Annotated in this window: 22 protein-coding genes; 13 read left to right on the forward strand and 9 right to left on the reverse strand. The window is 73.4% G+C overall.

The window, feature by feature from the left end:
* Positions 1-132: 132 nt before the first annotated feature.
* From ACWCYO_RS13380 to ACWCYO_RS13390, 3 genes are all read right to left on the reverse strand, one after another.
* Positions 133-681 (reverse strand): PaaI family thioesterase, encoded by a 549-nt coding sequence (locus ACWCYO_RS13380; RefSeq protein WP_449784305.1) that lies wholly within the window; start codon positions 679-681, stop codon positions 133-135.
* A gap of 43 nt (positions 682-724) precedes the next feature.
* Entirely contained in the window at positions 725-1,597 is an 873-nt protein-coding gene (gene mca / locus ACWCYO_RS13385; protein WP_449784369.1) for a mycothiol conjugate amidase Mca, read from the reverse strand.
* 104 nt (positions 1,598-1,701) lie between these two features.
* Positions 1,702-3,144: an MDR family MFS transporter gene (locus ACWCYO_RS13390; protein ID WP_449784306.1), complete on the reverse strand. Its 1,443-nt coding sequence runs from the start codon at positions 3,142-3,144 to the stop codon at positions 1,702-1,704.
* A gap of 133 nt (positions 3,145-3,277) precedes the next feature.
* Between ACWCYO_RS13390 and ACWCYO_RS13395 the strand changes: the two genes are divergently transcribed.
* From ACWCYO_RS13395 to murQ, 8 genes are all read left to right on the forward strand, one after another.
* Positions 3,278-3,940 carry a TetR/AcrR family transcriptional regulator gene (locus tag ACWCYO_RS13395; RefSeq protein WP_449784307.1) on the forward strand — a complete coding sequence of 221 codons (663 nt, stop codon included), beginning with the start codon at positions 3,278-3,280 and terminating at the stop codon, positions 3,938-3,940.
* 219 nt (positions 3,941-4,159) lie between these two features.
* On the forward strand, positions 4,160-4,510 hold the full coding sequence (locus tag ACWCYO_RS13400; protein ID WP_449784370.1) for a DUF2079 domain-containing protein: 351 nt from the start codon (positions 4,160-4,162) through the stop codon (positions 4,508-4,510).
* Positions 4,511-4,593: 83 nt separating this feature from the next.
* Complete coding sequence (locus ACWCYO_RS13405) at positions 4,594-4,824, forward strand: hypothetical protein (protein ID WP_270149636.1); 231 nt, start codon at positions 4,594-4,596, stop codon at positions 4,822-4,824.
* A gap of 177 nt (positions 4,825-5,001) precedes the next feature.
* A complete protein-coding gene (locus ACWCYO_RS13410) occupies positions 5,002-5,409 on the forward strand; it encodes a GntR family transcriptional regulator (RefSeq protein ID WP_270149634.1) in 408 nt (135 codons plus the stop codon).
* A 123-nt stretch (positions 5,410-5,532) separates the two neighbouring features.
* Complete coding sequence (locus tag ACWCYO_RS13415) at positions 5,533-6,516, forward strand: ABC transporter ATP-binding protein (RefSeq protein ID WP_270149632.1); 984 nt, start codon at positions 5,533-5,535, stop codon at positions 6,514-6,516.
* Entirely contained in the window at positions 6,513-7,517 is a 1,005-nt protein-coding gene (locus tag ACWCYO_RS13420) for an ABC transporter permease (protein WP_270149630.1), read from the forward strand. Before ACWCYO_RS13415 ends, ACWCYO_RS13420 begins: the two co-directional genes overlap by 4 nt.
* Positions 7,518-7,608: 91 nt before the next feature.
* Positions 7,609-8,289, forward strand: a complete 681-nt coding sequence (locus ACWCYO_RS13425; protein WP_270149629.1) for a DUF6445 family protein — start codon at positions 7,609-7,611, stop codon at positions 8,287-8,289.
* 111 nt (positions 8,290-8,400) lie between these two features.
* Complete coding sequence (murQ, locus tag ACWCYO_RS13430) at positions 8,401-9,306, forward strand: N-acetylmuramic acid 6-phosphate etherase (protein ID WP_449784308.1); 906 nt, start codon at positions 8,401-8,403, stop codon at positions 9,304-9,306.
* A gap of 25 nt (positions 9,307-9,331) precedes the next feature.
* Here the strand turns inward: murQ and ACWCYO_RS13435 are convergent, their stop codons facing one another.
* Together ACWCYO_RS13435 and ACWCYO_RS13440 are read right to left on the reverse strand one after the other, a co-directional pair.
* On the reverse strand, positions 9,332-9,844 hold the full coding sequence (locus ACWCYO_RS13435; RefSeq protein WP_449784309.1) for an isochorismatase family protein: 513 nt from the start codon (positions 9,842-9,844) through the stop codon (positions 9,332-9,334).
* Positions 9,845-9,869: 25 nt separating this feature from the next.
* On the reverse strand, positions 9,870-10,523 hold the full coding sequence (locus ACWCYO_RS13440) for a TetR/AcrR family transcriptional regulator C-terminal domain-containing protein (RefSeq protein WP_449784310.1): 654 nt from the start codon (positions 10,521-10,523) through the stop codon (positions 9,870-9,872).
* Between the two features lie 102 nt (positions 10,524-10,625).
* On the opposite strand from ACWCYO_RS13440, the gene ACWCYO_RS13445 reads away from it, so the two are divergent.
* On the forward strand, positions 10,626-11,918 hold the full coding sequence (locus ACWCYO_RS13445) for an MFS transporter (RefSeq protein ID WP_449784311.1): 1,293 nt from the start codon (positions 10,626-10,628) through the stop codon (positions 11,916-11,918).
* A gap of 18 nt (positions 11,919-11,936) precedes the next feature.
* Here the strand turns inward: ACWCYO_RS13445 and ACWCYO_RS13450 are convergent, their stop codons facing one another.
* On the reverse strand, positions 11,937-12,440 hold the full coding sequence (locus ACWCYO_RS13450) for a hypothetical protein (protein WP_449784312.1): 504 nt from the start codon (positions 12,438-12,440) through the stop codon (positions 11,937-11,939).
* Positions 12,441-12,561: 121 nt separating this feature from the next.
* On the opposite strand from ACWCYO_RS13450, the gene ACWCYO_RS13455 reads away from it, so the two are divergent.
* On the forward strand, positions 12,562-12,891 hold the full coding sequence (locus ACWCYO_RS13455; protein WP_449784313.1) for a hypothetical protein: 330 nt from the start codon (positions 12,562-12,564) through the stop codon (positions 12,889-12,891).
* A 281-nt stretch (positions 12,892-13,172) separates the two neighbouring features.
* Positions 13,173-13,742, forward strand: coding sequence for a hypothetical protein (locus tag ACWCYO_RS13460; RefSeq protein WP_449784314.1), 570 nt, complete (start codon positions 13,173-13,175; stop codon positions 13,740-13,742).
* 124 nt (positions 13,743-13,866) lie between these two features.
* On the opposite strand, the gene ACWCYO_RS13465 is transcribed toward ACWCYO_RS13460, so the two are convergent.
* Positions 13,867-15,420, reverse strand: a complete 1,554-nt coding sequence (locus ACWCYO_RS13465) for a glutamate synthase subunit beta (RefSeq protein WP_449784315.1) — start codon at positions 15,418-15,420, stop codon at positions 13,867-13,869.
* Positions 15,421-15,582: 162 nt separating this feature from the next.
* Here ACWCYO_RS13465 and ACWCYO_RS13470 point away from each other — a divergent pair, with 162 nt between their 5' ends.
* Together ACWCYO_RS13470 and ACWCYO_RS13475 are read left to right on the forward strand one after the other, a co-directional pair.
* The gene (locus ACWCYO_RS13470) at positions 15,583-16,266 is read left to right on the forward strand and encodes a response regulator transcription factor (RefSeq protein WP_449784316.1); all 684 of its coding nucleotides are present in this window, start codon (positions 15,583-15,585) and stop codon (positions 16,264-16,266) included.
* Positions 16,263-17,648, forward strand: a complete 1,386-nt coding sequence (locus ACWCYO_RS13475; RefSeq protein WP_449784317.1) for a HAMP domain-containing sensor histidine kinase — start codon at positions 16,263-16,265, stop codon at positions 17,646-17,648. The genes ACWCYO_RS13470 and ACWCYO_RS13475 overlap by 4 nt, the downstream gene beginning before the upstream one ends.
* A 107-nt stretch (positions 17,649-17,755) precedes the next feature.
* Here the strand turns inward: ACWCYO_RS13475 and efeB are convergent, their stop codons facing one another.
* Positions 17,756-19,120 carry an iron uptake transporter deferrochelatase/peroxidase subunit gene (efeB, locus tag ACWCYO_RS13480; protein ID WP_449784318.1) on the reverse strand — a complete coding sequence of 455 codons (1,365 nt, stop codon included), beginning with the start codon at positions 19,118-19,120 and terminating at the stop codon, positions 17,756-17,758.
* Positions 19,120-21,162 (reverse strand): iron uptake transporter permease EfeU, encoded by a 2,043-nt coding sequence (efeU, locus tag ACWCYO_RS13485; RefSeq protein WP_449784319.1) that lies wholly within the window; start codon positions 21,160-21,162, stop codon positions 19,120-19,122. The genes efeB and efeU overlap by 1 nt, the downstream gene beginning before the upstream one ends.
* Positions 21,163-21,291: the final 129 nt, after the last annotated feature.

Here is a 21,291-nt window from a genome sequence, read left to right on the forward strand (position 1 = left end):
GGAGGTGTCAATCGGTTCGGGCTGGCTGACGTGCTGCCTTCTGCCTGCCAGCGGCACCAGCAGCTCTTGCGCACTTGCCGAAGCAGGGGCAGCGGCAGCGGCAGCGGCTGTCCGAGCCTCAAAGCGGTACGGTCAGGCCGCCGGGCGGGGCCTCAGGATCGCGCAGGTGGTGGTGGCGTGCGCGTAGAGCTTGCCGCTCTCCGCGCCGACCACCCTGGCCTCCGCCGTCGCCATCGTCCGCCCCACGTGCAGCACCACGCCCTCACAGCGCAGCAGCTCCGAGTCGGCGAAGAGCGGGCGCAGCATGTGGACGTTCAGTTGGGTGGTGGTGTACCCGACCCCGGCCGGCAACCTGCTCAGCACGGCACAGCCGAGCGCCGAGTCGAGCAGGGTGGCCAGGTACCCGCCGTGCACGGTGTTCATCGGGTTGAAGAGGTGGTCCCCCACCTCCCCCTCGAACACCGCCGTTCCGGCCTTCACCTCGGTGAGGTGGAAGCCCATGGTGCTGCAGATCGAGGGCTCGGGGATCCGCCCGGCGATCCATTCCAGCAGGATCTCCTCTCCGGTGAGGTGCGGGAACTCGGAGATCGGCGGACCTGACGTCCAGCTGTGGGTACGGAGGCGCGGCTCCTGACCGGTCGGGGGCTCCTGCTCGTCGGGGGCAGTCTGAGGGTTCGTCATGGGATCAACCTGCCCGGTTCGAACGCCCGGCTCAAGTCCCTTCCTACACCCACACCCCCGTGAACAGGTCGTTCTCGACCACACCGGCCGGGCTGCCGGGACCGGGGCCGGGGCCGGGCACGAAGCTCTGCGCCAGGTGGTACTCCTCCGTCGGCCAGACCTCGCGCTCGATGTCCCGCGGGTGGGCCATGAACGCGACGCCGGGCTGGACCTGAGTGGCGTGGGCCAGCATCGCCGCGTCCCGAACGGCGAACTGCTCGGCGCAGGCGATCCGGGTGGTGGTCGCGAGAGCGGGCGGGGTGTCGGGCCAGTCGGCGAGCAGGTCCCCCATCGCCGAGGGGACTCCGCGCTCCGTCATGGCGTCGTGCAGCGTCTGGAACCAGGCCCGGGAGAGCGCCAGGTGGTAGTAGAGCTTCGCCGCCTGCCAGGGCTCGCCCGCCTCGGGATGACGCTTCGGGTCGGCGGCGGCCTCGAAGGCCTCGACGGCGACCTTATGGGTCATCACGTGGTCCGGGTGCGGATACCCGCCCGTCTCGTCGTAGGTGATCACGACGTGCGGACGGAACTCCCGGATCAGCGCGACCAGCGGTGCCGCCGCGACCTCCACCGGCTGGGCGGCGAAGCAGCCCTCCGGCAGCGGTTCGTCCGGGCCCGGCATCCCGGAGTCGACGAAGCCGAGGAACTGCTGCCGCACACCGAGGATTTCACGCGCGGCGGCCATCTCCTCCCGCCGGATCCGGGCGAGGCCGGCGCGGACCTCGGGCCGGTCCAGCGCCGGGTTGAGCACCGAACCGCGTTCGCCACCGGTACAGGTCGCGACCAGGACGTCCACTCCCTCGGCCGCGTACCGGGCGAGGGTGGCCGCGCCCTTGCTGGATTCGTCGTCGGGGTGGGCGTGGACGGTGAGCAGCCGCAGGCCGCCGGAGTGCTTGGTGAACACGGGTACCTCCAGGTCGAAACGGATCAGGGCGGGGGACGGCCGGGCGGAGAGCTGATGGATGATCACGGACCGGCGGCCGGTCAGTCCGCGGTACGGGCGGAGCCCGGGTAGAGCAGGGCCGGTGCGATCGAGAGCGCCGACAGGGCCAGCACCCACCAGAAGGTCGCGCCGAAGGCCGCGCCGGGATGGCCCGGGTGCCCCGCCTGGGCCTGCCGGAGGATCAGCGTCAGCACCGCCGTACCGAGCGCACCGCCCAGCCGATTGAGGACGTTGACCGCACCGGCGGCCGCCTGCACCTGGCCCTTCTCGACGCTCCCGTACACCGCCGCCATCCCGGGGATCACGATGCTCCCCATGCCCGCCCCGCGCAGCACCAGCGAGCCGACGACCAGCCAGTCGGCCGGGCCGGAACCGCGACCCAGCTGGGTGAAGGCGAAGGTGCCGAGCAGCGAGCAGCCGATGCCGACCAGGATCAGCGGGCGCGGCGCGAAGCGGTCGGCTATTCGGCTGGACAGCAGCGAGGTGACCGCCGTGCCGAGCGCCTGGGGCGCGAGCAGCAGCCCGGCCGCCACCGCTCCGGTGCGCTCCACCTGCTGGTAGTAGAGCGGCACCAGGAACATCGAGCTGTACAGCACGGCTCCCTGCAGGAAGCTGTTCGCCGTCGCCACCGCGAAGCCCCGCCGGGCGAACAGCCGCAGGTCGATCAGCGGAACCCGGCCCCCGCGGCGCCCCACCCGCAGCGCGTGCCACCCATAGGCCGCCAGCAGCACCGCCCCCGCCCCGACCGCCACCGGGCCGGCCGCACCGCCCTCACCGACCGTGGAGAGCCCGTAGACCAGTGCGGTCAGGCCGGGCGACAGCAGCACCAGGCCGGTCACGTCCAGCCGGGGCCTCGGGAGTTCGGACCGGGCCTCGGCCAGGAGCCAGCGGGCCGCCAACAGCACCGTCAGGAGCCCCACCGGCACGTTCAGCAGGAACATCCAGCGCCAGTTCAGGTGCTCCAGCACCAGCCCGCCGAGGATCGGCCCCAGGACCGGGGCCAGGCTGATCGGGAGCAGCAGGGTGCCCATCACCCGGCCGATCCGGGACGGCCCGGCCGCCTGCACCATGATCGTCTGCCCGAGCGGCTGGATCAGGCCGCCGCCGATGCCCTGCAGCACCCGGAAGACGATCAGACTGCCCGTCGACCAGGCCAGTCCGCACAGTGCGGATCCGAGCACGAACAGCACGACCGAGCCGAGCCACGCCCGCCGGGCCCCGAACCGGCCGGCGGCCCAGCCCGAGAGCGGCATGGTCAGCGAAATCGCCAGCAGGTACCCCGTGGCCACCCACTGCACCGCCGCCATCGAGCTGTGCAGATCGCGGGCGACGGAGTCGATGCCGACGTTGACGATCGTGGTGTCCAGCAGGGCCAGAATCGGGCCCAGCGCGAGCACCACGCCCATCTTCAGCAGGCCCGGTGGCAAGGGCTCCGGCCGCGCCGCTCGCGCCGCTCCCGACCTGCTCTTCGTGGTGACCGACATGGTCGTGCGCCCTCCCCTGAGTCGTCCCTCCGGCGGCCGTTCCGACCACCCGGAAAGAACTTAGGACCGACCCAGTGATTAGGTCAAGCATAATTTCTGTGCTCGACCCAGCGAACTGCGCTAGGCTCGCACCATGACCGACACCGGCACCACTCCGAACCTGCGCGAGCTCAACAAGCGCCGCACCCGCGAGGCGATCTCGCACGCCGCGACCAGGCTCTTCATCGAGCGCGGCTTCGACCGGACGACGATCGCCGAGGTGGCGGCCGCCGCCGGGGTCGCCAAGATGACCGTCACCAACCACTTCCCACGCAAGGAGGACCTCTTCTTCGACCTGCACGAGGAGCTCGTCGCCCGACTCCCGCGCGCCGTCGCCGAGCGCGCCCCCGGGGAGTCCGCCCTCACCGCGCTGCGCCGCGACTGCCTGACCGGACTGGACCGGCACGATCCGCGACTCGGCTTCTCCGGCCCGGACTTCGCCCGCACCGTCGCCGAGAGCCCCGCCCTCGGCGCCCGGCTGCGCGAGCTGCACGAGCAGAGCGAGACCGCACTCGCCGAAGCGCTGTCCGAGGCCGTGCGCGCCGCTCCGGACGATTCCCAGGGCGTCGACTTCGAGAGCCGGGTCGCCGCCGCCCTGCTCGCCGCCGTCGACCGGGCGGTGTTCGCCGAAGTCTTCCGCCGCACCCTGGCCGGCGAGGAGCAGGCCGCCATCGCCGCCGCGGTACGCCCCTCCGCCGCCCAGGCCTTCGACCGATTGGAGGGTGCCCTCGGCTCCTACGCCGTCCGCGAGAGCTAAGCCACCGCCCGAGCCGGCGGGTGCCCCACAAGCCGCGAACGGGCACCACACCCCGCCCCCGCCCCATACCCCCGAAACCGCCCGCCCCACGGCCCGAAACGAGCACGCCAAAGGCCCGGTCGGCACCGCCGGACCGGCTTTGACGCCCGCTCGAACGTCGGCTGCGCCACCGAGGCCTCCTGGGGGATCGTCCGGGCCGCGGCCGACGACTTCCACGAGATCGCGTTCGCCGTACCACTGCTCGCCTTCGCCGCCACCGTGCTCGGCCGCCGCCGACCACTCGCCGCCGCACTCTGGTCCCTGCCCCTGCTCCTGGTCAAGGAGTACCTGGGGCTGACGGTGGCCGCCGTCGGACTGCTGATCGCCTGGCAGGCCCGGCAGGACCAGCGCACTCCCCTGCCCGGACTCGCCCTCGCCGCCGTCGGCGTGGCCGCGACCACGCTCACCCTGCTCGTCGTGCTGCCGGGTTCAACCCCAGCGGCGGATTCGACTACTGGCAGCAGCTCGACGGCGGCAGCGGGCACTCCCCGCTCTGGGCCCTACCCCTGCGGCTCGGCTGGCCGCCGCTGAAGTGGCTGCTGCTGCCCCTACTCGCCACCACCACCGGCTTCCTCGGCCTGCGCTCACCACTCATCCTGCTCTGCGCGCCCACCATGACCTGGCGACTGCTCTCGACCAACCTGCAGCACTGGGGCGCCAGTTACGACTACAGCGCGGTGCTGATGCCGATCGTCTTCGCCACCCTGGTCGATGCCGTGCGCCGCGCCGCCCCCGCAGGTGGCCTTGCCACCACCGCCACCGCCCGCATGCTGGCGGCCTACCAGAACCACGGCTACCAGCGGCTGGTCGACCACGACGGACTGCTCCTGCTCAAACGTCCCTGACCATGCGCCCTGACCATGCGCCCTGACCAAGCGCTCCGACCAAAGCACTCTCACCAAAGCTCCGACCAGGCGCCCTGGCCAGGAAACCCACCGCCCCTCCAGCCCCCGTCCGGCTTGACCCGCGCGTCGCAGTGGGTCACCATTCCACTGTTGAACTAGTGAAAGGCCGCAACGGGTGTGATCGAGTACCGCATCGATCGGCGCAGCGGCGTCTCCACGTACCAGCAGATCGTGCAGCAGACCAAGCAGGCGCTGCGGCTCGGGATGCTGCAGCCCGGGGACAAGCTGCCGACCGCCCGTGAGGTGGTCGAGCTGACCGCGATCAACCCCAACACCGTGCTGAAGGCGTACCGCGAACTGGAACGCGAGGGACTGGTCGAGCCCCGCCCGGGGCTGGGCACCTTCGTCCGGCGCTCGCTCGCCCGGCCGGAGGCGGCGGCCGACGGGCCGCTGCGTGCGGACCTGGTCGGCTGGGTGGACCGGGCCCGGGAGGCCGGGCTGGAACGCGAAGACATCGCCGCGCTGATGACCTCCGTATTGGAGCAGCGCTTCGACACCGGAGTCCCCCCGGCAGCACCGAACTGACGGGCGCCGGGGGTCTCCCCGGCGGCACCGAACCGACGGACAGCGGGGGCGTCCTCCGGTCAACACCGACGACACCGACGACACCGACGACGACACCGAACCGAGAACAGTGGGGGGAACCGGGTGAACGACGACCCGACGAGCATGGCTCCGGCGCTGGAGGCCGCCGGGCTCGGCAGGCAGTACCGGGGCGGCTGGGCGCTGCGCGGCTGCGACTTCACCGTCCCGGCGGGACGGATCTGCGGCGTGGTGGGTCCCAACGGCGCGGGCAAGAGCACCCTACTCTCCCTCGCCGCCCGCCAACTCGATGCCACCGAGGGAGAGTTGCGGGTGTTCGGCGAACCGGCGGCCACACCGGACCAGCGCGCCCGGGTTGCCTACGTGGCACAGGACAAGCCGCTCTACCCGGGCCTCACCGTCGCCGAGACGCTGCGGATGGGCCGCGAGCTCAATCCGACCTGGGACCAGGAGATGGCCCAACAGATCGTCGACCAGGGCGAGTTGCGACCCAAGTCTCGGATCGGCTCGCTCTCCGGCGGCCAGCGCACCCGGGTCTCCCTGGCACTCGCCCTGGGCAAGCTCCCCGACCTGCTGCTGCTCGACGAGCCGATGGCCGACCTCGACCCGCTCGCCCGGCACCAGCTCATGGGCACCCTGATGTCGGCCGCCGCCGAGCGGGGCACGTCCATCGTGGTGTCCTCGCACATCCTGCCCGAACTGGACGGCGTCATCGACCACCTGCTGCTCGTCCAGGGCGGACGGATCCGGCTGGCCGGCGGCCTGGACGACATCCTGGACGGACACCAGCTGCTCACCGGACCCGCCGAGGGCGCCCCGCTCCCGGCCGACCTGGTGGTCGAACAGCGGATCGGCGGGCGCCGGGCGACCACCCTGGTCCGCACCGGGGATCCGCTGGACGGCCCCTGGGAGAGCGAACGGCCCAGCCTGGACGAACTGTTGCTCTGCTACCTCCGCACACCAGACGATCCCCGACCGAACGCCACCCGACCGACCGATCCCCAACCGGACGACACCCAGCAGGACACCACCCGAGCGAGCAGCACCCGCCCGAGCACCACCCCGGCCAACGACGAGAAGGCGGCATGAGCACCAACGTCCTGACCGACCAGGCGAAGCCCGCCCCCAGGCCGATGAGCCCGGAACGCTCCGCCACCCCCCGGCTGCGCGGGCTGCTCTGGCTGTCGCTCCGCCAGAACCGGGCGCTGCTCCGAACGCTGGCCGCGCTGCTGATCCTGGTGGCGGCCGACCTGATCTGGATCCACGCCGTCTGCCACCACACCGTGGGCGTGCTGCGCCGGACGGGCTGCTACAGCCCCGCGAGCTGGGACAGCCCCCAGTGCTGGACGCTCCTCGCCCCGATCAACCGGCCCAACTTCTGGTACGTCTCCGTACTCCAACCCGCGGTCACCGCGGTCCCGCTGCTGATCGGCGTGTTCATCGGCGCGCCGCTGCTGGCCCAGGAGCACGAGCGCGGCACGATCCGCCTGATCCGCGCGCAGTCCGTCAGCCCCGTGCGCTGGCTGGCCGCCCGCCTCGCCGTGCCCGGGCTCGCCGTTCTGGCCGCCACCGGGGTGCTCGCCGCGCTGATGAGCTGGGTGTGGTGGACGGACATCGTGCACGGGCCGGTCGCCTTCGATCCGCCGTTCCAGTCCTTCACCTACCCGGCCCTCGGGGTGGCGCCGGTCGCCTGGTCCCTGTTCGCGCTGGCCCTGGGCGTCCTCGTCGGCCAGTTGACCCGCCGGACCCTGCCGGCGATGTTCCTCACCGGCGCACTGGTCGCGATCACCCACGGGCTGATCCGCTGGGCCCGCCCGTCCTTCTACCCCACTGTCGACGAGGCGGCCCCGTCGGACGCCGCGCAACCCACCAACGCCTGGTTGACCAACCGCGAAGCCATCATGCCCGACGGCAGCCACATCAGTTCCTACGCCTGCATCGGCACGCACCGGTGCGACGCGGCCACCGGAAGCTGGCTCCAGTACCACCCCTCCGCCCACCTCGTGCCGATCCAACTCGTCGAGGCCGGGATCCTGTTGGCGCTCACCGTCCTCATCCTCACGACCGTCTTCCGCCGCATCCGCCGATAGCGCCCGGAGCTGCCCCCGCTACGCGGCACTTGACGAAAGGTTGACCTGTTCACGGCAGATCGTTGACGCGGGACGCCCCTATGGTCGGCCCATGCCCTCACAGCCCATCAGGCCCACCGCCCTGCCGGTCCTGCCCTACCGCAAGCCCACCCGCGGCCGGGACTACTGGGTCCTCGACAACGTCCTGCCCGACCCGGACGCGGTCCGCGAACGCGTCCTGGCCCGCGGCGACTGGACCGAGGGCTACCCGTACCGCCCCGAGACCTGGCCCGGTCTTCGCACCATGCCCGGCCTGGAACCGGACGAGCTGGCGCGGGTCGAGGCCCAGGTCCGCAAGGCCACCGGCGCCTCCCGGCTCTGGGTGCAGAGCACTCCGGGCGGCGGCACGCTCAACCACAACTGCGTCCAGGTCGTCGGCGCCGGGGAGTCGGAGTCCCGCCCCCACACCGACTCCCGCGCGCTCTGCCGCTACGCCGCCGTGCTCTACCTCAGCCCGGGCGCCCCCAAGGACGCCGGCACCAGCTTCTACCGCCAGCAGTTCCCCGGCGGCCGCCTCGGCGGCAACCTGGTCAACGCCCCGCACAACAACCTGGTCGAGGCGCTCGGCACCCGCCACGTCCCCGCCGACCACTTCACCGAGGACGTCCGCGTCCCGAACCGCTACAACCAGCTGCTCCTCTACCACGCCAACCTGATCCACAGCGCCACGAACTACTACGGCACCGACCTGGCGGAGCGCCGGATGACGGCCGTCTTCTTCTGGATGGCCTGACGATGGCCTGACGGATCGTCTCAAAGACGACGGGCAGCGCCCGTAGGATGGGGACCAGCCCTAGGATCACGGGGACCAGCCGTTGGCACCCCCGGACCACCCGAGGCCGAGATGACCCAGGACGCCGTACCCCCCACCGAGACGGTCCGCGCCGACTGGGCCGGGATCGACCGGCTGCCCACCGTCGACCTGCTCCGCCTGATGAACGCCGAGGACCGCACCGTCCCCGCTGCCGTCGCCGGCGAGTTGGCGCGGATCGCCGCCGTGGTCGACGCCGTGGCCGCCCGGATGGCGCGCGGCGGGCGGCTGGTCTACGCCGGAGCGGGCACGGCCGGACGGCTCGGGGTGCTGGACGCCGCCGAGTGCCCGCCGACCTTCGGCACCGATCCAGCCCTGGTGGTCGGCCTGGTCGCGGGCGGCCGGACGGCCGTGACGGAGGCCGTCGAGGGCGCCGAGGACCGCACCGACCTCGCCGAGGCGGACGTCGCCGCGCTCGGCCTCACCCCGGCCGACACCCTGGTGGGCGTCTCCGCCTCCGGCCGCACCCCGTACCCGCTGGCCGCCGTCCGCGCCGCGCGGGCGGCCGGGGCGCTGACGGTCGGGCTGGCGTGCAACCGGGGTTCGGCCCTGGTGGCGGCGGCCGAACTGGGGATCGAGGTGGAGGTCGGCCCGGAGGTGCTGGCCGGCTCCACCCGGCTGAAGGCGGGCACCGCGCAGAAGCTGGTGCTCAACCTGCTGTCCACGGCCGTGATGGTCCGTCTCGGCCGGACGTACGGAAATCTGATGGTCGATCTGCGAGCCACCAACACCAAGCTCCGCGACCGCGCCCGCCGGATCGTCGCCGAGGCCACCGGCGCCGACGAGGACGCGGTCCGCCGCGCCCTCACCGCCACCGACGGCCGGACGAAGGACGCCATCCTGGTCCTGCTCGCGAACGTGGACGCGCCCACCGCCGCCCGACTCCTCAGCGCCTCGGCCGGACGGCTGCGCGACGCCCTGGAACTGCCGAGGAACTGAACCGGGAGGCGGACGGGCCGAGCCGCTAGCCCAACCGCAGCTGCGCCGCCGCCGCGACGTCCCCCAGCCGCGGGAAGTCCAGTTCCACCGACGCCCGGTGCTCCGCCTCGGTCAGCCCGGTCATCGCGTCCTCGACGAACACCAGCCGGTAGCCGCGATCGGCGGCCGCACGGGCGCTCGACTCCACGCCCAGATTGGTGGCGATCCCGGTGAACACCAGCGTCTCCACGCCCCGGCCTTGGAGCAGTTCGTGCAGACCGGTGCCCTGGAAGGCGCCGATGGTGCGCTTCACCACGACCTCGTCGGCCACCGCCTCGACCTCCGCCACCAGCTCGCTGCCGGGCGGCTGCTCGGCGACGCCCGGCCGCTCGACCCGCACCGCGATGACGGGGGCGCCGGCGGCGCGGAAGGCCTCGGCGAGCTTCAGCGAGGCCGTCACGACCTCCGGACCGGTGTGCGGCGCGAGCTGGTTGGCGACGATCCGGTCCATCAGGTCGATCAGGACCAGGGCCGTGCTGCGGGGATCAAGGGTGACCATGGCGCTCACGCTAGCCCATCCCCGTTCAAACCGAGCTTCGGGCCGGGCGCTCGCCCGCCTCCCGCGCGATCTCCGCCCGGAAGCCCTCGATCAGCACCCGCAGCCCGTAGTCGAAGTCGGCGTCGTGGTCGGTCATCCGCAGCACGTCGGCCGCCTCGCTCAGCAGCGGCAGGTCGCGCAGGGCCTCGTCCGGGAACGGTGGACGGGTGCGCTCCGCGGCGTCCTGTCGCCAGGCCTGCTCCTCGGTGACCCAGCCCATGATGTACCGGTCGACGGTCAGCAGCAGCCGCAGCGCGGTGCGCGGACGCAGTCCGGCCCGGCACAGTGCGCTCAACTGGGCTTCGACGGCCGGGAGTTCGTCTTCGGTGGGCAGGGTGCCGGCGTGCACCCGGGCACCGTCGCGGTAGGCGAGCAGGGCGTTGCGCTTGGCGCGGGCGTCGGCGGCGATCCACTCGGGCCAGTGCTCCGGGTCGGGCTCGCGGTCGGACGGGAGGGCGTCGGCGAGCATCGCCTCGGCCATCAGGTCGAGCAGTTCCCGCTTGTTCTTGAAGTGCCAGTAGAGCGCCGGTGACTGCACGCCGAGCTCCCGGGCGAGCCGCCGGGTGCTGAGCCCGTCGATGCCCTCCTCGTTGAGCACGCGCAGCGCGGTGCGCACCACCTCGTCGCGTTGCAGCGCCATCCGATCGGCCTCCCGATAATCCGCTTGCGGGGCCCACCTTATCGCCGCTAAGTTCCGACCTGTACTTTATCAGTGATAAGGAACCGTCGATCAAGGACCCTCATGACCTCTGGCACGGACCGCCCCCGCTCCCGCTCCCGCCTGCTGCCCGACACCGCGCCCTGGCGCTCCTCCCGGGACTTCCGGCTCACCTGGGCCTCCGGCACGGTCACCCTGCTCGGCTCGATCTTCACCATGACGGCGATCCCGCTGCAGATCGCCGACCTCACCGGCTCGCCGCTCGCCGTGGGCGCCGTCGGCGCGGTCGAACTCGTGCCCACCGTCCTGTTCGGCCTCTACGGCGGCGTGCTCGCCGACCGCGCCGACCGCCGTGCCGTCGCCCTGGCCACCGAGCTGGCGCTCACCGTGCTCAGCGCCCTGCTGCTGGCCAACGCCCTGCTCGGCACCCCCGCCGTCTGGCCGCTCTACCTCGCCGCCGGCCTGGCCGCGGCGGTCCAGGGCCTCCAGCAGCCCTCGCTCGAGGCGATGGTCCCGCGCCTGGTGCCGCCGGATCAGCTGGTCGCGGCCGGAGCGCTGCTCTCCCTGCGCTGGAGCATCGGCGGCGTCGCCGCGCCCGCCGCCGCCGGACTGCTGATCGCGACCGCCGGCGTCCCGGCCGCGTACCTGGTCGACCTCGGCACCTTCCTGCTGTCGATCGCCCTGCTCGCCCGGGTCCGGCCCGTCCCCTCGGAGCGGGACGCCGCAGCACCGCCGCTGCGCGAGTTCGCCGAGGGCGCCCGGTACGCGGCGCGGCGGCCCGACCTACTGGGCACCTACCTGGCCGACCTCGCCGCCACCGCCTTCGCCCTGCCCACCGCGCTGTTCCCGTTCCTGGCCGAGGAGTTGGCGGCGTCCTGGGCCCTCGGCCTGCTCTACTCGGCGTCCGCCGCCGGCAGCCTGATCGCGGCCGCCACCGGCGGCTGGACGGAGCGGGTGCACCGGCACGGGCGGCTGGTGCTGCTCTCCGCCGCCCTGGTCGGCGCGGCCACCACCGCGGCCGCCTTCGCCCCGGGCCTGTGGGCGGTGCTGCTCTGCCTGGGCATCGCCGGCGGCGCCCACTGGATCGGCGACACCTTCCGCAGCGCCATCTGGAACCAGTCCATTCCGGACGAACTCCGCGGCCGCGCCGCCGGCCTGGAGCTGCTGATCGGCTCCGCCGGACCGGCCCTCGGCGACCTGCGGGCCGGCGGCCTCGCCGCCCGCCAGGGCATCCGGGCCGCGCTGCGCACCGGCGGTCTGCTCTGCCTGGGCGGCAGCGCCGTCCTGGCCGCCGCCCTCCCAGCGCTCTGGCGCTACGACCAGCGCGCGCAGCAGCCGGGAACGGCCGCGGAGGCGACCCCGGAACCCACCCCGTGACCGCCCGGTGACCGCCGCTCAGCCCTGCGGAAGCGCCGAGGAGCGCCAGGCGATCAGCTCACCGAGCCGACCCGGCTCGTCCGTGCCGCGCTTGGGCAGCACGGTCAACGTGTGCGTCTGCTCGTTCCCGCCGAGCAGCACGAACTGCTCGGGCGTCTCCAGGTAGTACGGCAGCTCCCGCCAGTCGAGCACGGTACTGGACACCGCATTGGTGACGGTCACCCCCGCCTCGTCCACCAGGACCCGGAACTCACCCTTGTCCGCCGCGAGCCGCCGCGCCTGCCACGCCCGTAGCCAGGGCCACGCCAGCACCAGCAGCGCGAAGAAGAACATCAGCACGGCCGGCGGCCGGGCCACGCCGTTGGCCGCCGCGGTCAGCGCCCCACCTGCCCCGGTGAACGTGGCACACCCGGCGAGCAGATTCGTCCACCTCCGGGCACCGCGCCCCGCCACCGTCCCCCGGGCACGGGCCGCGAAGGCCGCCCGGAAGTCCCCGGCCGTGGGTGTGAAGCGGAGCTCCAACGGCTCCGTCCGCCCGCCCGAATCCATCCCGCACGACCTCTCATCAGGCATGTTGTCGCGGGATGCTAGCAAGGTTCCGCTCCGGCCGATCCGACGGGACACCCGCCCGCACGTCCGCCCCGTGACGTGGATCCACCGTTCTACACGAACCACCGTTGACCACCCGCCCCACCCGACGATCGGCTCACCCACGAGCCGGCGCCTGGCAGTTCGACGTCACCAGCCCGCGACGCCACCAGGCGCCACCGTCGACGCGGCCCGGCGGTGTGGACCGGCCGCACCGAGCGGGTCAGCGTGGCCGTTCGACGGCTCGCAGACCGCCGGCGCCTCGTACGACCCGCACCCCGACGCCCGCGGCACCACCGTGGTGTTCACCTCCGAGGACGGCACCCTCGTCCCGGGCGACACCGACAAGGCCGCCGACGTCCTCGCCCGACGACTCCCTCGCTGACCTCAACGCCCTGACGCCCGGCCCGCCGGGTCGGCCGGGTCCGCCGGGTCCGCCGGGTCCGCCGGGTCCGCCGGGTCCGCCGGGTCCGCCGGGTCCGCCGGGTCCGCCGGGTCCGCCGGGTCCGCCGGGTCCGCGTCAAGCGAAATCTTGCCGCGGCCACGTTGACTGACGTTTTGTCAAATATTCACCATTCCCGGTCTACCCGCATAGACCCGCCGGTGATGGCATGGACACACACCGCCCGGCGTCCCGTGCCGGGCCCGTGACAGGGAGCTCCCCACATGCTTCGTGCCCACCGCATCGCCCCCGCCGTCGCCACCGTGGTGCTCGCCGCGGCCGCCCTCGCGACCGCCGGCGCCGCGCACGCCGCCCCCACCACCGCCGCGCACACCCGCACCGCCCTCGACGCGACCTGCTCGCAGGCCTACCTGCCGCTGCCCGACCCGGCCTGCACCCCCGGCGCCACCAACCCGGACGTCACCCAGGACACCATCGACTCCACCATCTGCGTCTCGGGCTACAGCACCTCGATCCGCCCGTCCAGCACCTACACCAACCGCCTGAAGGTCCAGCAGATCGCCCAGTACGGCTACGACGACACCAGCACGGCGGACTACGAGGAGGACCACTTCATCCCGCTGTCGCTCGGCGGCAACCCCACCGACCCGAACAACCTCTGGCCCCAGCCGCGTTACGCCACCGGCGCGAGCGGCCTGTCCTCCACCGACAAGGACACCGTGGAGTACAAGCTCTACCGCGCCGTCTGCAACCACCAGGTCGGCCTGGTGCCCGCCCAGCAGGCCATCGTCAACGACTGGACCACCGCGCTCTCGGTCCTCGGCCTCGGCTGATCACCAACCTCGGCTGATCGCGAGCCCCCACCGATCACCGACCTCGACCGATCGCGAGCCCAAGCCGATCACCAACCCCGGCTGATCGCGAGCCCCGGACCGTCCGGCGCGGACGCCCACGCCTTCACAGCGTGAGCGCCCGCGCCGACGCCCGTACCGGCGCCGGGAGTTCGGTCCGTCCGCGAAGGTAGGCGTCCACCGCCGCGGCCACCGCCCGGCCCTCGGCGATCGCCCAGACGATCAGCGACTGGCCCCGCCCGGCGTCCCCGGCGACGAACACCCCGTCGACGGCGGTGCCGAAGCCGTCGTCCCGCTCCAGCGTGCCCTCCGGCCCGAGGCCCAGGCCGAGTTGGGCGAACAGCGGCTGGTCCGGCTCCGGCCCGGTGAAGCCCAGCGCGAGCAGCGCCAGCTGCGCCGGGAGCACCCGCTCGGTGCCCGCCCGGGCGCTACGGTCGCCGGGCGCGGCCTCGGCGAAGCGGACGGCCGCCAGCCGCCCGTCCGGCCCCGGCTCGAACCCGACCGTCACCGCCTCGAACACCCGGCCACCACCCGCCACCGCGGAGCCCGGTCCGGCCACCGACGACCCCAGCCCGGCCTGCGACCGATCCGCCCCGCCCGCCACCGCCCCGTCCGCCACCGCCCCCGACTCCTCGTGCGAGGTGGTCTCCCGGTACACCTTGGGGTGGACCGGCCAGGGCTGCCCCGGCGCCCGGCGCTGCGGCGGGCAGGGGTTGATGTCCAGCTGGGTGACCGAGGCCGCGCCCTGGCGCAGCGCCGTACCCAGGCAGTCGGCCGCGGTGTCCCCGCCGCCGACGATCACCACCCGTCGCCCCTCGGCGGACAGCGGCGAGGTCGCGCGGTCCCCCTCGTCCACCCGGTTCGCCCAGGTCAGGTACTCCATCGCCGGATGCACCCCGGCCAGTCCGCCCCCGGGTACGGCCGGTTCCCGGTGGGCGGTGGCCCCCACCGCGACCACCACCGCGTCGTAGTCGGTCCGCAACCGCTCGCCCGTGACGTCCCGCCCCGCCCACACCCCGGTACGGAACTCCGTTCCCTCGGCCCGCAGTTGGTCGAGCCGCCGGTCCAGCCGGTGCTTCTCCAGCCGGAACGGCGGGATCCCGTAGCGCAGCAGCCCGCCCGCCCGGTCGGCCCGCTCGTAGACCGTGGTCGCGTGCCCGGCCCGGGTCAGCTGCTGGGCGGCGGCCAGCCCGGCGGGGCCCGAGCCGATCACCGCCACCCGCCTTCCCCCGCCCAGCGGGGAGGGTGGCAGCGGCGCGTCCCAGCCCTCCTCCCAGGCCCGGTCGGCGATCGCCAGCTCCACGTTCTTGATCGTCACCGCCGCGCCGTCGATCGCCAGCACACAGGCGCTCTCGCAGGGCGCCGGGCAGAGCCGCCCGGTGAACTCCGGGAAGTTGTTGGTCGCCAGCAGCCTGGCGGCCGCGGCCCGCCAGTCCCCGTCCGCCGCCAGCCGGTTCCACTCCGGCACCAGGTTCCCCAGCGGGCAGGCCGCGTGGCAGAACGGCAGTCCGCAGTCCATGCACCGCGCCGCCTGCCCGCCCACCACCGGCAGCAGTTCCCCGGGCCGGTACACCTCCCGCCAGTCCCCCAGCCGCTCCCGCGCGTCCCGCCGCGCCCGCTCCGCGCGCGGGGTGGTGAGGAAGGCCATCCGCTCTGCCATCTCGGCCTCCGGCGGGGCGTGCCGACACGTACCGGCGGCCCGCCCGGCGGCGCGCCACCGTGTGGCCACCGTACGCCTGCGAAGCAGCGCGCGAAACCCGCGGCGGCCGGGAACCGCGCCCCGCTCTCCACTGCCGTGAGCACGCCAGGGAGAATCTCCCCCATGACCCACACCGTGCTGATCGCCGAGGACGACCGCGCCATCCGCGACTCGCTCACCCGCGCCCTGACGCTGGAGGGCTACCGGGTGCGGATAGCCGCCGACGGCACCCAGACCCTCGCCGTCCTCGCCGAGCAGCGCCCGGACGTCCTGGTCCTCGACGTGATGATGCCCGCGCCGGACGGCCTGGAGGTCTGCCGCCGGCTGCGCGCCGCCGGCGACCGGACCCCGGTGCTGATGCTCACCGCCCGGGTCGAGGTCCCGGACCGGATCGCCGGGCTGGACGCCGGGGCCGACGACTACCTGGTCAAGCCCTTCGACGTGGAGGAGCTGTTCGCCCGGCTGCGCGCCCTGCTGCGCCGCAACCCCCCGCCCGAGAGCACCGAGGACGTGCTGACCGTCGCCGACCTGCGGGTCGAACCGCCCGCCCGGCGGGCCTGGCGCGGCGGACGGGAACTGGAGCTGTCCCGCACCGAGTTCGACCTGCTGGAGCTGCTCACCCGCAACGCCGGCGCCGTCCTCGACCAGACCACCCTGTACGAGCGGATCTGGGGCTACGACTTCGGTCCCGGCTCGAAGAACCTCGCGGTGTTCATCGGCTACCTGCGGCGCAAGCTCGACCGTCCCGGCCTCGCCCCGCTGATCCACACCGTCCGCGGCGTCGGCTACACGCTGCGCGAGCCGTGACCGTCCGCGCGGGCGACCGCGCCCGGCTGCCCCGCCCCGGCCTGCGCACCACCCTCTCGCTCGCCTTCGCCGCGATGGCGGCGCTGGTCGCGGTCCTGATCGGCACGCTCGGCTACCGCGCCGCGGCCGCCCTGATCCGGGACGACGAGGCGGACGACTTCAACTCCGCCGTCCACGCGGTGAGCGGCCAGGTCGACCGCGAGAAGCTGTTCCCGGGGGACTTCAACGGCCCGAGCGGGCTGAGCGAGCAGTTGCTGCACCCGATCCGGGTCACCGCGCAGGCGCTCGACCCCAACGGGGCCGTCCTGCCGGGCACCGCCCACGTCGACCTGCCGATCACCCCGGACGACCGCGAGCTCGCCCGTACCGACGCTGCCGGACGGACGGTGACCGACGTGCGCCACCTCCCCGGCGCCACCTGGCGGGTGGGCGTGGTCTCGCTCGGCGGCGGCCGCGGCGCGGTCCAGGTCGTGCAGCGACTCGACGACTTCGAGCAGTTGCTGGCGCGGCTGCGCATCCAGATGGTGGCCGTGGTGGCCGCTGTCGTGCTGGTGGCGGGCGGGGCCGGCCGGCTGGTCGCCGGGCGGATCACCGGCCGGCTGGTCAGGCTCACCGACGCCGCCGAACTGGTCGCCTCCAGCGGCCGGTTGGACGTCCCGGTGCCCGCCGCCGGAACGGACGAGGTGGGCCGGCTCGGCCGCGCCTTCGACCGGATGCTGGGCCGCCTCGCCACCGCCAAGGAGAACCAGCGCCGGCTCGTCCAGGACGCCGGGCACGAACTGCGCACCCCGCTGACCAGCCTGCGCACCAACCTCTCGGTGCTGCCCAGCATCGACCGGCTGCCGCCCGCCGAACGCACCGCGCTGCTCGCCGACCTGGAGGAGGAGGCCCGGGGGCTGACCCAGCTGGTGGAGGAGCTGGTGGCGCTCGCGGCGGACCGCAAGGCGGACGAGGACCCGGTCGAGGTGGTGCTGGCGGAGGTGGTGCACGCGGCCGCCGCCCGGGCCCGCCGGCACAGCGACCGGGAGATCACCGTGCACGCGGACGACACCGTCGTTCTCGCCCACCCGGACGCGCTGGCCCGCGCGGTGAGCAACCTGCTGGACAACGCGGCCAAGTTCGACCCGGCCGGGACGTCCCCGATCGAGGTGGTGGCGCGCGGCTCACGGGTCGAGGTCCGCGACCGGGGCCCGGGCATCGACGAGGCCGACCTCGACCGGGTCTTCGACCGCTTCTACCGGGCCACCGCCGCCCGCAGCCTGCCCGGTTCGGGTCTGGGCCTGGCCATCGTGGCCGAGGTGGCCCGCTCGCACGGCGGCACCGCCTTCGCCGCCAACCGGGAGGGCGGCGGCGCGGTGATCGGCTTCACCCTCGGCAGCTGAACCGGCCGGAAAACCTGAACCGGCCGGAAATCCTGAACCGGCCGGAAGACAGCCGACACGAACGGGCCCGGTGCGCAGCAGCACCGGGCCCGTTCGCGGTGTCACCCTCAGACGGCGGCCAGCAGCCCCCGCCCGAGCCAGTCGGCCTCGTCCTTCACGCCCGGCAGGACGAAGAAGTACCCGCCACCGGTCGGCGAGATGTAGTCCACCAGCGGCTCGTCGATCAGCCGGGTCTGGGTGGCCTCGAACTGCCGCACCACGTCCTGCTGGTAGCAGCAGAACACCAGACCCATGTCCAGGTCGCCCGCCTTGTCGATGCCCCGGTCGTAGTTGAAACCGCGGCGCAGGATGCGCGAGGTGTCGGTGTCGGCGGTGCGCGGGTTGGCCAGGCGGATGTGCGCGTTGAGCGGGATCGCCTTGCCGTCCGGGTCCTTGCCGTAGTCCGGCGCGTCGTTCTCCTGGTGGCCGTCCAGCGGCGCGCCGGTGTCGCGGCGGCGGCCGAACATCTTCTCCTGCTCGCTGAGCTTGACCCGGTCCCAGAACTCGATCAGCATCCGGATGATCCGGATCACCTGGTAGCTGCCGCCGGTCGCCCAGGCGGGCTCGCCCATGCCGTCGTTGACCCAGATCAGCCGGTCCATCTCCCGGGCGGAGGTGGTGTCCGGGTTGACTATGCCGTCCTTGAAGCCGAGCAGGTTGCGCTGGGCGCCGTCCGGGCGGGACTGGTTCTGGAAGCCGTCGATCCGCCAGAGGATCTGCAACCCGCCGCGGGTGTGCCGGGTGATGTCGCGCAGCGCGTGCAGCACGGTGTCCTGCCGGTCGGCGCAGATCTGCAGCGAGAGGTCGCCGTGCAGTTCGCCGGGCTGGAGGTTGTCGTTGGGGAAGGTCTTCATCGGCGTCAGCTTGACCGGCTTGGCCTTGGCCAGCCCGTAGCGGTCGTCGAACAGCGAGGCGCCGACGCCGACGGTGACGGTGAGGTTGTCGGTGGGCACGACGGGGCCGAGGATGCCGCTGTCGGACGGCGGGGCGCCGACGCCGAGGTCGGGCGGGGTGCCGCCGGCGGTGAGGAAGCGGATCCGCTCGGTCAGGGTCCGGAACAGGTCCTCCAGGCCCTTGCGGTCCTGGGCGATCACCTGGCACGAGACGAAGGCCGCGTAGCCGGGGGCCGGGGTGGTGATGCCGGCCTGGTGGGCGCCGTGGAACGGGACGGCCCCGGTCCTGCTCTGGTGGGTGTCCCCGGCGGCGGCCGGCTCGGCCCCGAGGCTGAACGCCCCGCCGGCCAGGACGGCGGCCCCGGCGCCCGCGCCGAGCGCGGCCCGGACGAAGCTGCGCCGGGCCGGACCGGCCGGGCAGCCGCCCTGCTCGACGACCGGCTCGGCAGCGGCAGCAGCGGAGGCGGCGGAGACGGAGATGGGGGCGGCAACGGCGTGCGGGAACGGGCAGGAGCCGGCGGCTGCGGTGTGGTCGGTCATCAGGCGGCCTTCCGGATCTCGAGCAGGGCGGGGATGGGCGAGAGGTCTTCGAGCAGCTGGCCGGTGGCGCCGTTCAGCTGGCGCCGGGCGTCGGCGGGCAGCTTGTCGAGCGGGGTCCAGCCGTCGGCGGTGTGGGCGGCGGCGACCAGGTCCCCGACCCGCTTCATCCCGGCGTTGACCTTGATCAGCACCTGCGGGTCGCGCTCGTCGAGCAGCGGCTGCAGCAGGGTCAGCAGCTCCTGGGTACCGGCCAGGTTGGCCTGGGTGGTGGCCAGGTTGGTGCCGCTGCCCATGTCGGTGTCGCCGGTCAGCTCGAACTGGAGGGTGTTCTCCAGGATCTCGTGGGCGCGCAGCGGCAGGTCGCCCGGGTCGAAGTCCTGGCCGGGGAAGTCGTGCACCAGCTTGGCGACGTTCTGGGCGAGCTCGTCGGCGACGGGCGTCAGATCGGCGGCGGACTGGCCGTGCCAGAGGCCGTACTCCAGCCGCAGGAAGCCGGTGAAGCCCGGGTCCTGGGCCTTGTCCGCGTAGCCGTCGGGGCGGCCGTCGATCTTCTTGTCGAGGTCGGCGAAGGTGCCGTAGGCGGCGCCGAGCGAGGCGTACTGCAGGTGGGCGGTGAGCCAGTCGGCCTTGGCGGTGGCGAGGTCGCCCGCCCGCACGTCGGCCTGGATCTTCTGGGTCTGCGTCATCAGGGTCGCGAGGCCCTTGTTGACGTAGTCCTTGTAGCTGTCCAGCGGGGCCTTGAGGTCGTCCTCGGAGACCGGCTTGACGGCCTTGACCTCGGCGCCGCCGGTGACGTGCACGGGGGCGGAGGTGACGGACGTTCCGCCGGTGGGCACGCAGCGCCAGGCGTAGTCGCCGTTGCCGATGGTGGCGGTGAGCGCGCGGGTGGTGCCGGGGGCGAGGCCCTCGATCTCCCCGTAGACGGCGCCGCTGCCCGGGTTGACCAGGTACACCTCGGAGACCTTGTCGCCGGTGTTGTGCATCTGGAACACCTGCTGGCCGGGCTGGGGGCTGCCGAAGCCCTTGCCGCACTCCTTCTCGGAGACCGAGACGGTGGCGGAGCTGTCCTGCTTGCCGTCGCTGACCGCGATCACGGCGCCGGCCACCACGACCGGGACGGCGATCGCCGCGGTCGGCAGCACCCAGCGCGGCCGGCCGGTGCGCACCGGCTGCTCGACCTGCTCCGCGTCGGACCCCGACTCAGCAGGAGCCGCCGCCGGAGCCGCTTTGCTGCCGCGCACACCCTCGATGAAGAGGGTCATCACGATGCTCAGGTAGGCGATGTAGCCGACGACCTGGAGGACCGTCATGGTGACGGTCAGGTTGAGGGTGCCCTGGACCAGCGTGGCGTACCAGGAGGAGGCGTCCAGGTGCCCGCTCAGGTCGAAGGCGTACGTGCTGCCGCCGCCGACCAGCCCGGACTCCTGGAGGTCGCGCAGGCCGTAACCGAGCACGCCCGCGGCGACCAGGATCAGGCCGGCGCCGGTGATGGTGAAGAACCTGGTGAGGTTCATCTTCAGGGCCCGCCGGTACAGGCCCCAGCACAGGCCCACCGAGAGCAGCAGGCCGACGGCGGCACCGATCAGCGGGCCGGTGGACTCCCCGGCGGTGCGGGCGTTGGTCCACAGGAAGAGCGAGGTCTCGAGTCCCTCGCGGGCGACCGCGAGGAAGCTGGTGAACACCAGCGCGCCCGCGCCCATCGTCAGCGAGGCCTGGACCTTCTCCTTCAGGTCGGCGGAGAGGGTGCGCGCGGAGCGGCGCATCCAGAACACCATCGCGGTGACGAAGCCGACCGCGATCAGGCTCAGCACCCCGCCGAACGCCTCCTGGGCGTGGCCGGAGAGGTTGGCGGCGGTGAAGGTGAGCACCGCGCCGAAGCTGAGGCTGAGCGCCATGGCCGCCGCGACGCCCGTCCAGACCTGGGGCGATCTGCCCTTCTGGCCGGCCCGGACCAGCGTGGCGACCAGGATCGACACGATCAGGCCGGCTTCGAGCCCTTCGCGCAGCCCGATCAGAAAGCTGGGAAACGCCTCATCCCACATGCAGCGGGCTCCTCCCCCGGGCCGCCCCGGGTTGTACCTGTCCTCGAGCGCACCGCCGCTGACGGCGGAACGGGCATGGCGAACGCCCCGGACGGAAGGTCCAGGGCGCTTCGCTTAGCTTAGGCAAAC

The sequence above is a fragment of the Kitasatospora sp. NPDC001683 genome (assembly GCF_053596495.1).

Excerpts from the sequence above, each read along its gene's own strand:
- ACWCYO_RS13395 (WP_449784307.1), top strand. The coding sequence starts at position 3,278 with ATGACCGACACCGGCACCACTCCGAACCTGCGCGAGCTCAACAAGCGC.
- ACWCYO_RS13445 (WP_449784311.1), top strand. The coding sequence starts at position 10,626 with ATGACCTCTGGCACGGACCGCCCCCGCTCCCGCTCCCGCCTGCTGCCC.
- ACWCYO_RS13470 (WP_449784316.1), top strand. The coding sequence starts at position 15,583 with ATGACCCACACCGTGCTGATCGCCGAGGACGACCGCGCCATCCGCGAC.
- ACWCYO_RS13460 (WP_449784314.1), top strand. The coding sequence starts at position 13,173 with ATGCTTCGTGCCCACCGCATCGCCCCCGCCGTCGCCACCGTGGTGCTC.
- efeB (WP_449784318.1), bottom strand. The coding sequence starts at position 19,120 with ATGACCGACCACACCGCAGCCGCCGGCTCCTGCCCGTTCCCGCACGCC.
- ACWCYO_RS13420 (WP_270149630.1), top strand. The coding sequence starts at position 6,513 with ATGAGCACCAACGTCCTGACCGACCAGGCGAAGCCCGCCCCCAGGCCG.
- ACWCYO_RS13405 (WP_270149636.1), top strand. The coding sequence starts at position 4,594 with ATGACCTGGCGACTGCTCTCGACCAACCTGCAGCACTGGGGCGCCAGT.
- ACWCYO_RS13425 (WP_270149629.1), top strand. The coding sequence starts at position 7,609 with ATGCCCTCACAGCCCATCAGGCCCACCGCCCTGCCGGTCCTGCCCTAC.
- ACWCYO_RS13440 (WP_449784310.1), bottom strand. The coding sequence starts at position 10,523 with ATGGCGCTGCAACGCGACGAGGTGGTGCGCACCGCGCTGCGCGTGCTC.
- ACWCYO_RS13390 (WP_449784306.1), bottom strand. The coding sequence starts at position 3,144 with ATGTCGGTCACCACGAAGAGCAGGTCGGGAGCGGCGCGAGCGGCGCGG.
- ACWCYO_RS13380 (WP_449784305.1), bottom strand. The coding sequence starts at position 681 with ATGACGAACCCTCAGACTGCCCCCGACGAGCAGGAGCCCCCGACCGGT.
- efeU (WP_449784319.1), bottom strand. The coding sequence starts at position 21,162 with ATGTGGGATGAGGCGTTTCCCAGCTTTCTGATCGGGCTGCGCGAAGGG.
- ACWCYO_RS13465 (WP_449784315.1), bottom strand. The coding sequence starts at position 15,420 with ATGGCAGAGCGGATGGCCTTCCTCACCACCCCGCGCGCGGAGCGGGCG.
- ACWCYO_RS13435 (WP_449784309.1), bottom strand. The coding sequence starts at position 9,844 with ATGGTCACCCTTGATCCCCGCAGCACGGCCCTGGTCCTGATCGACCTG.
- murQ (WP_449784308.1), top strand. The coding sequence starts at position 8,401 with ATGACCCAGGACGCCGTACCCCCCACCGAGACGGTCCGCGCCGACTGG.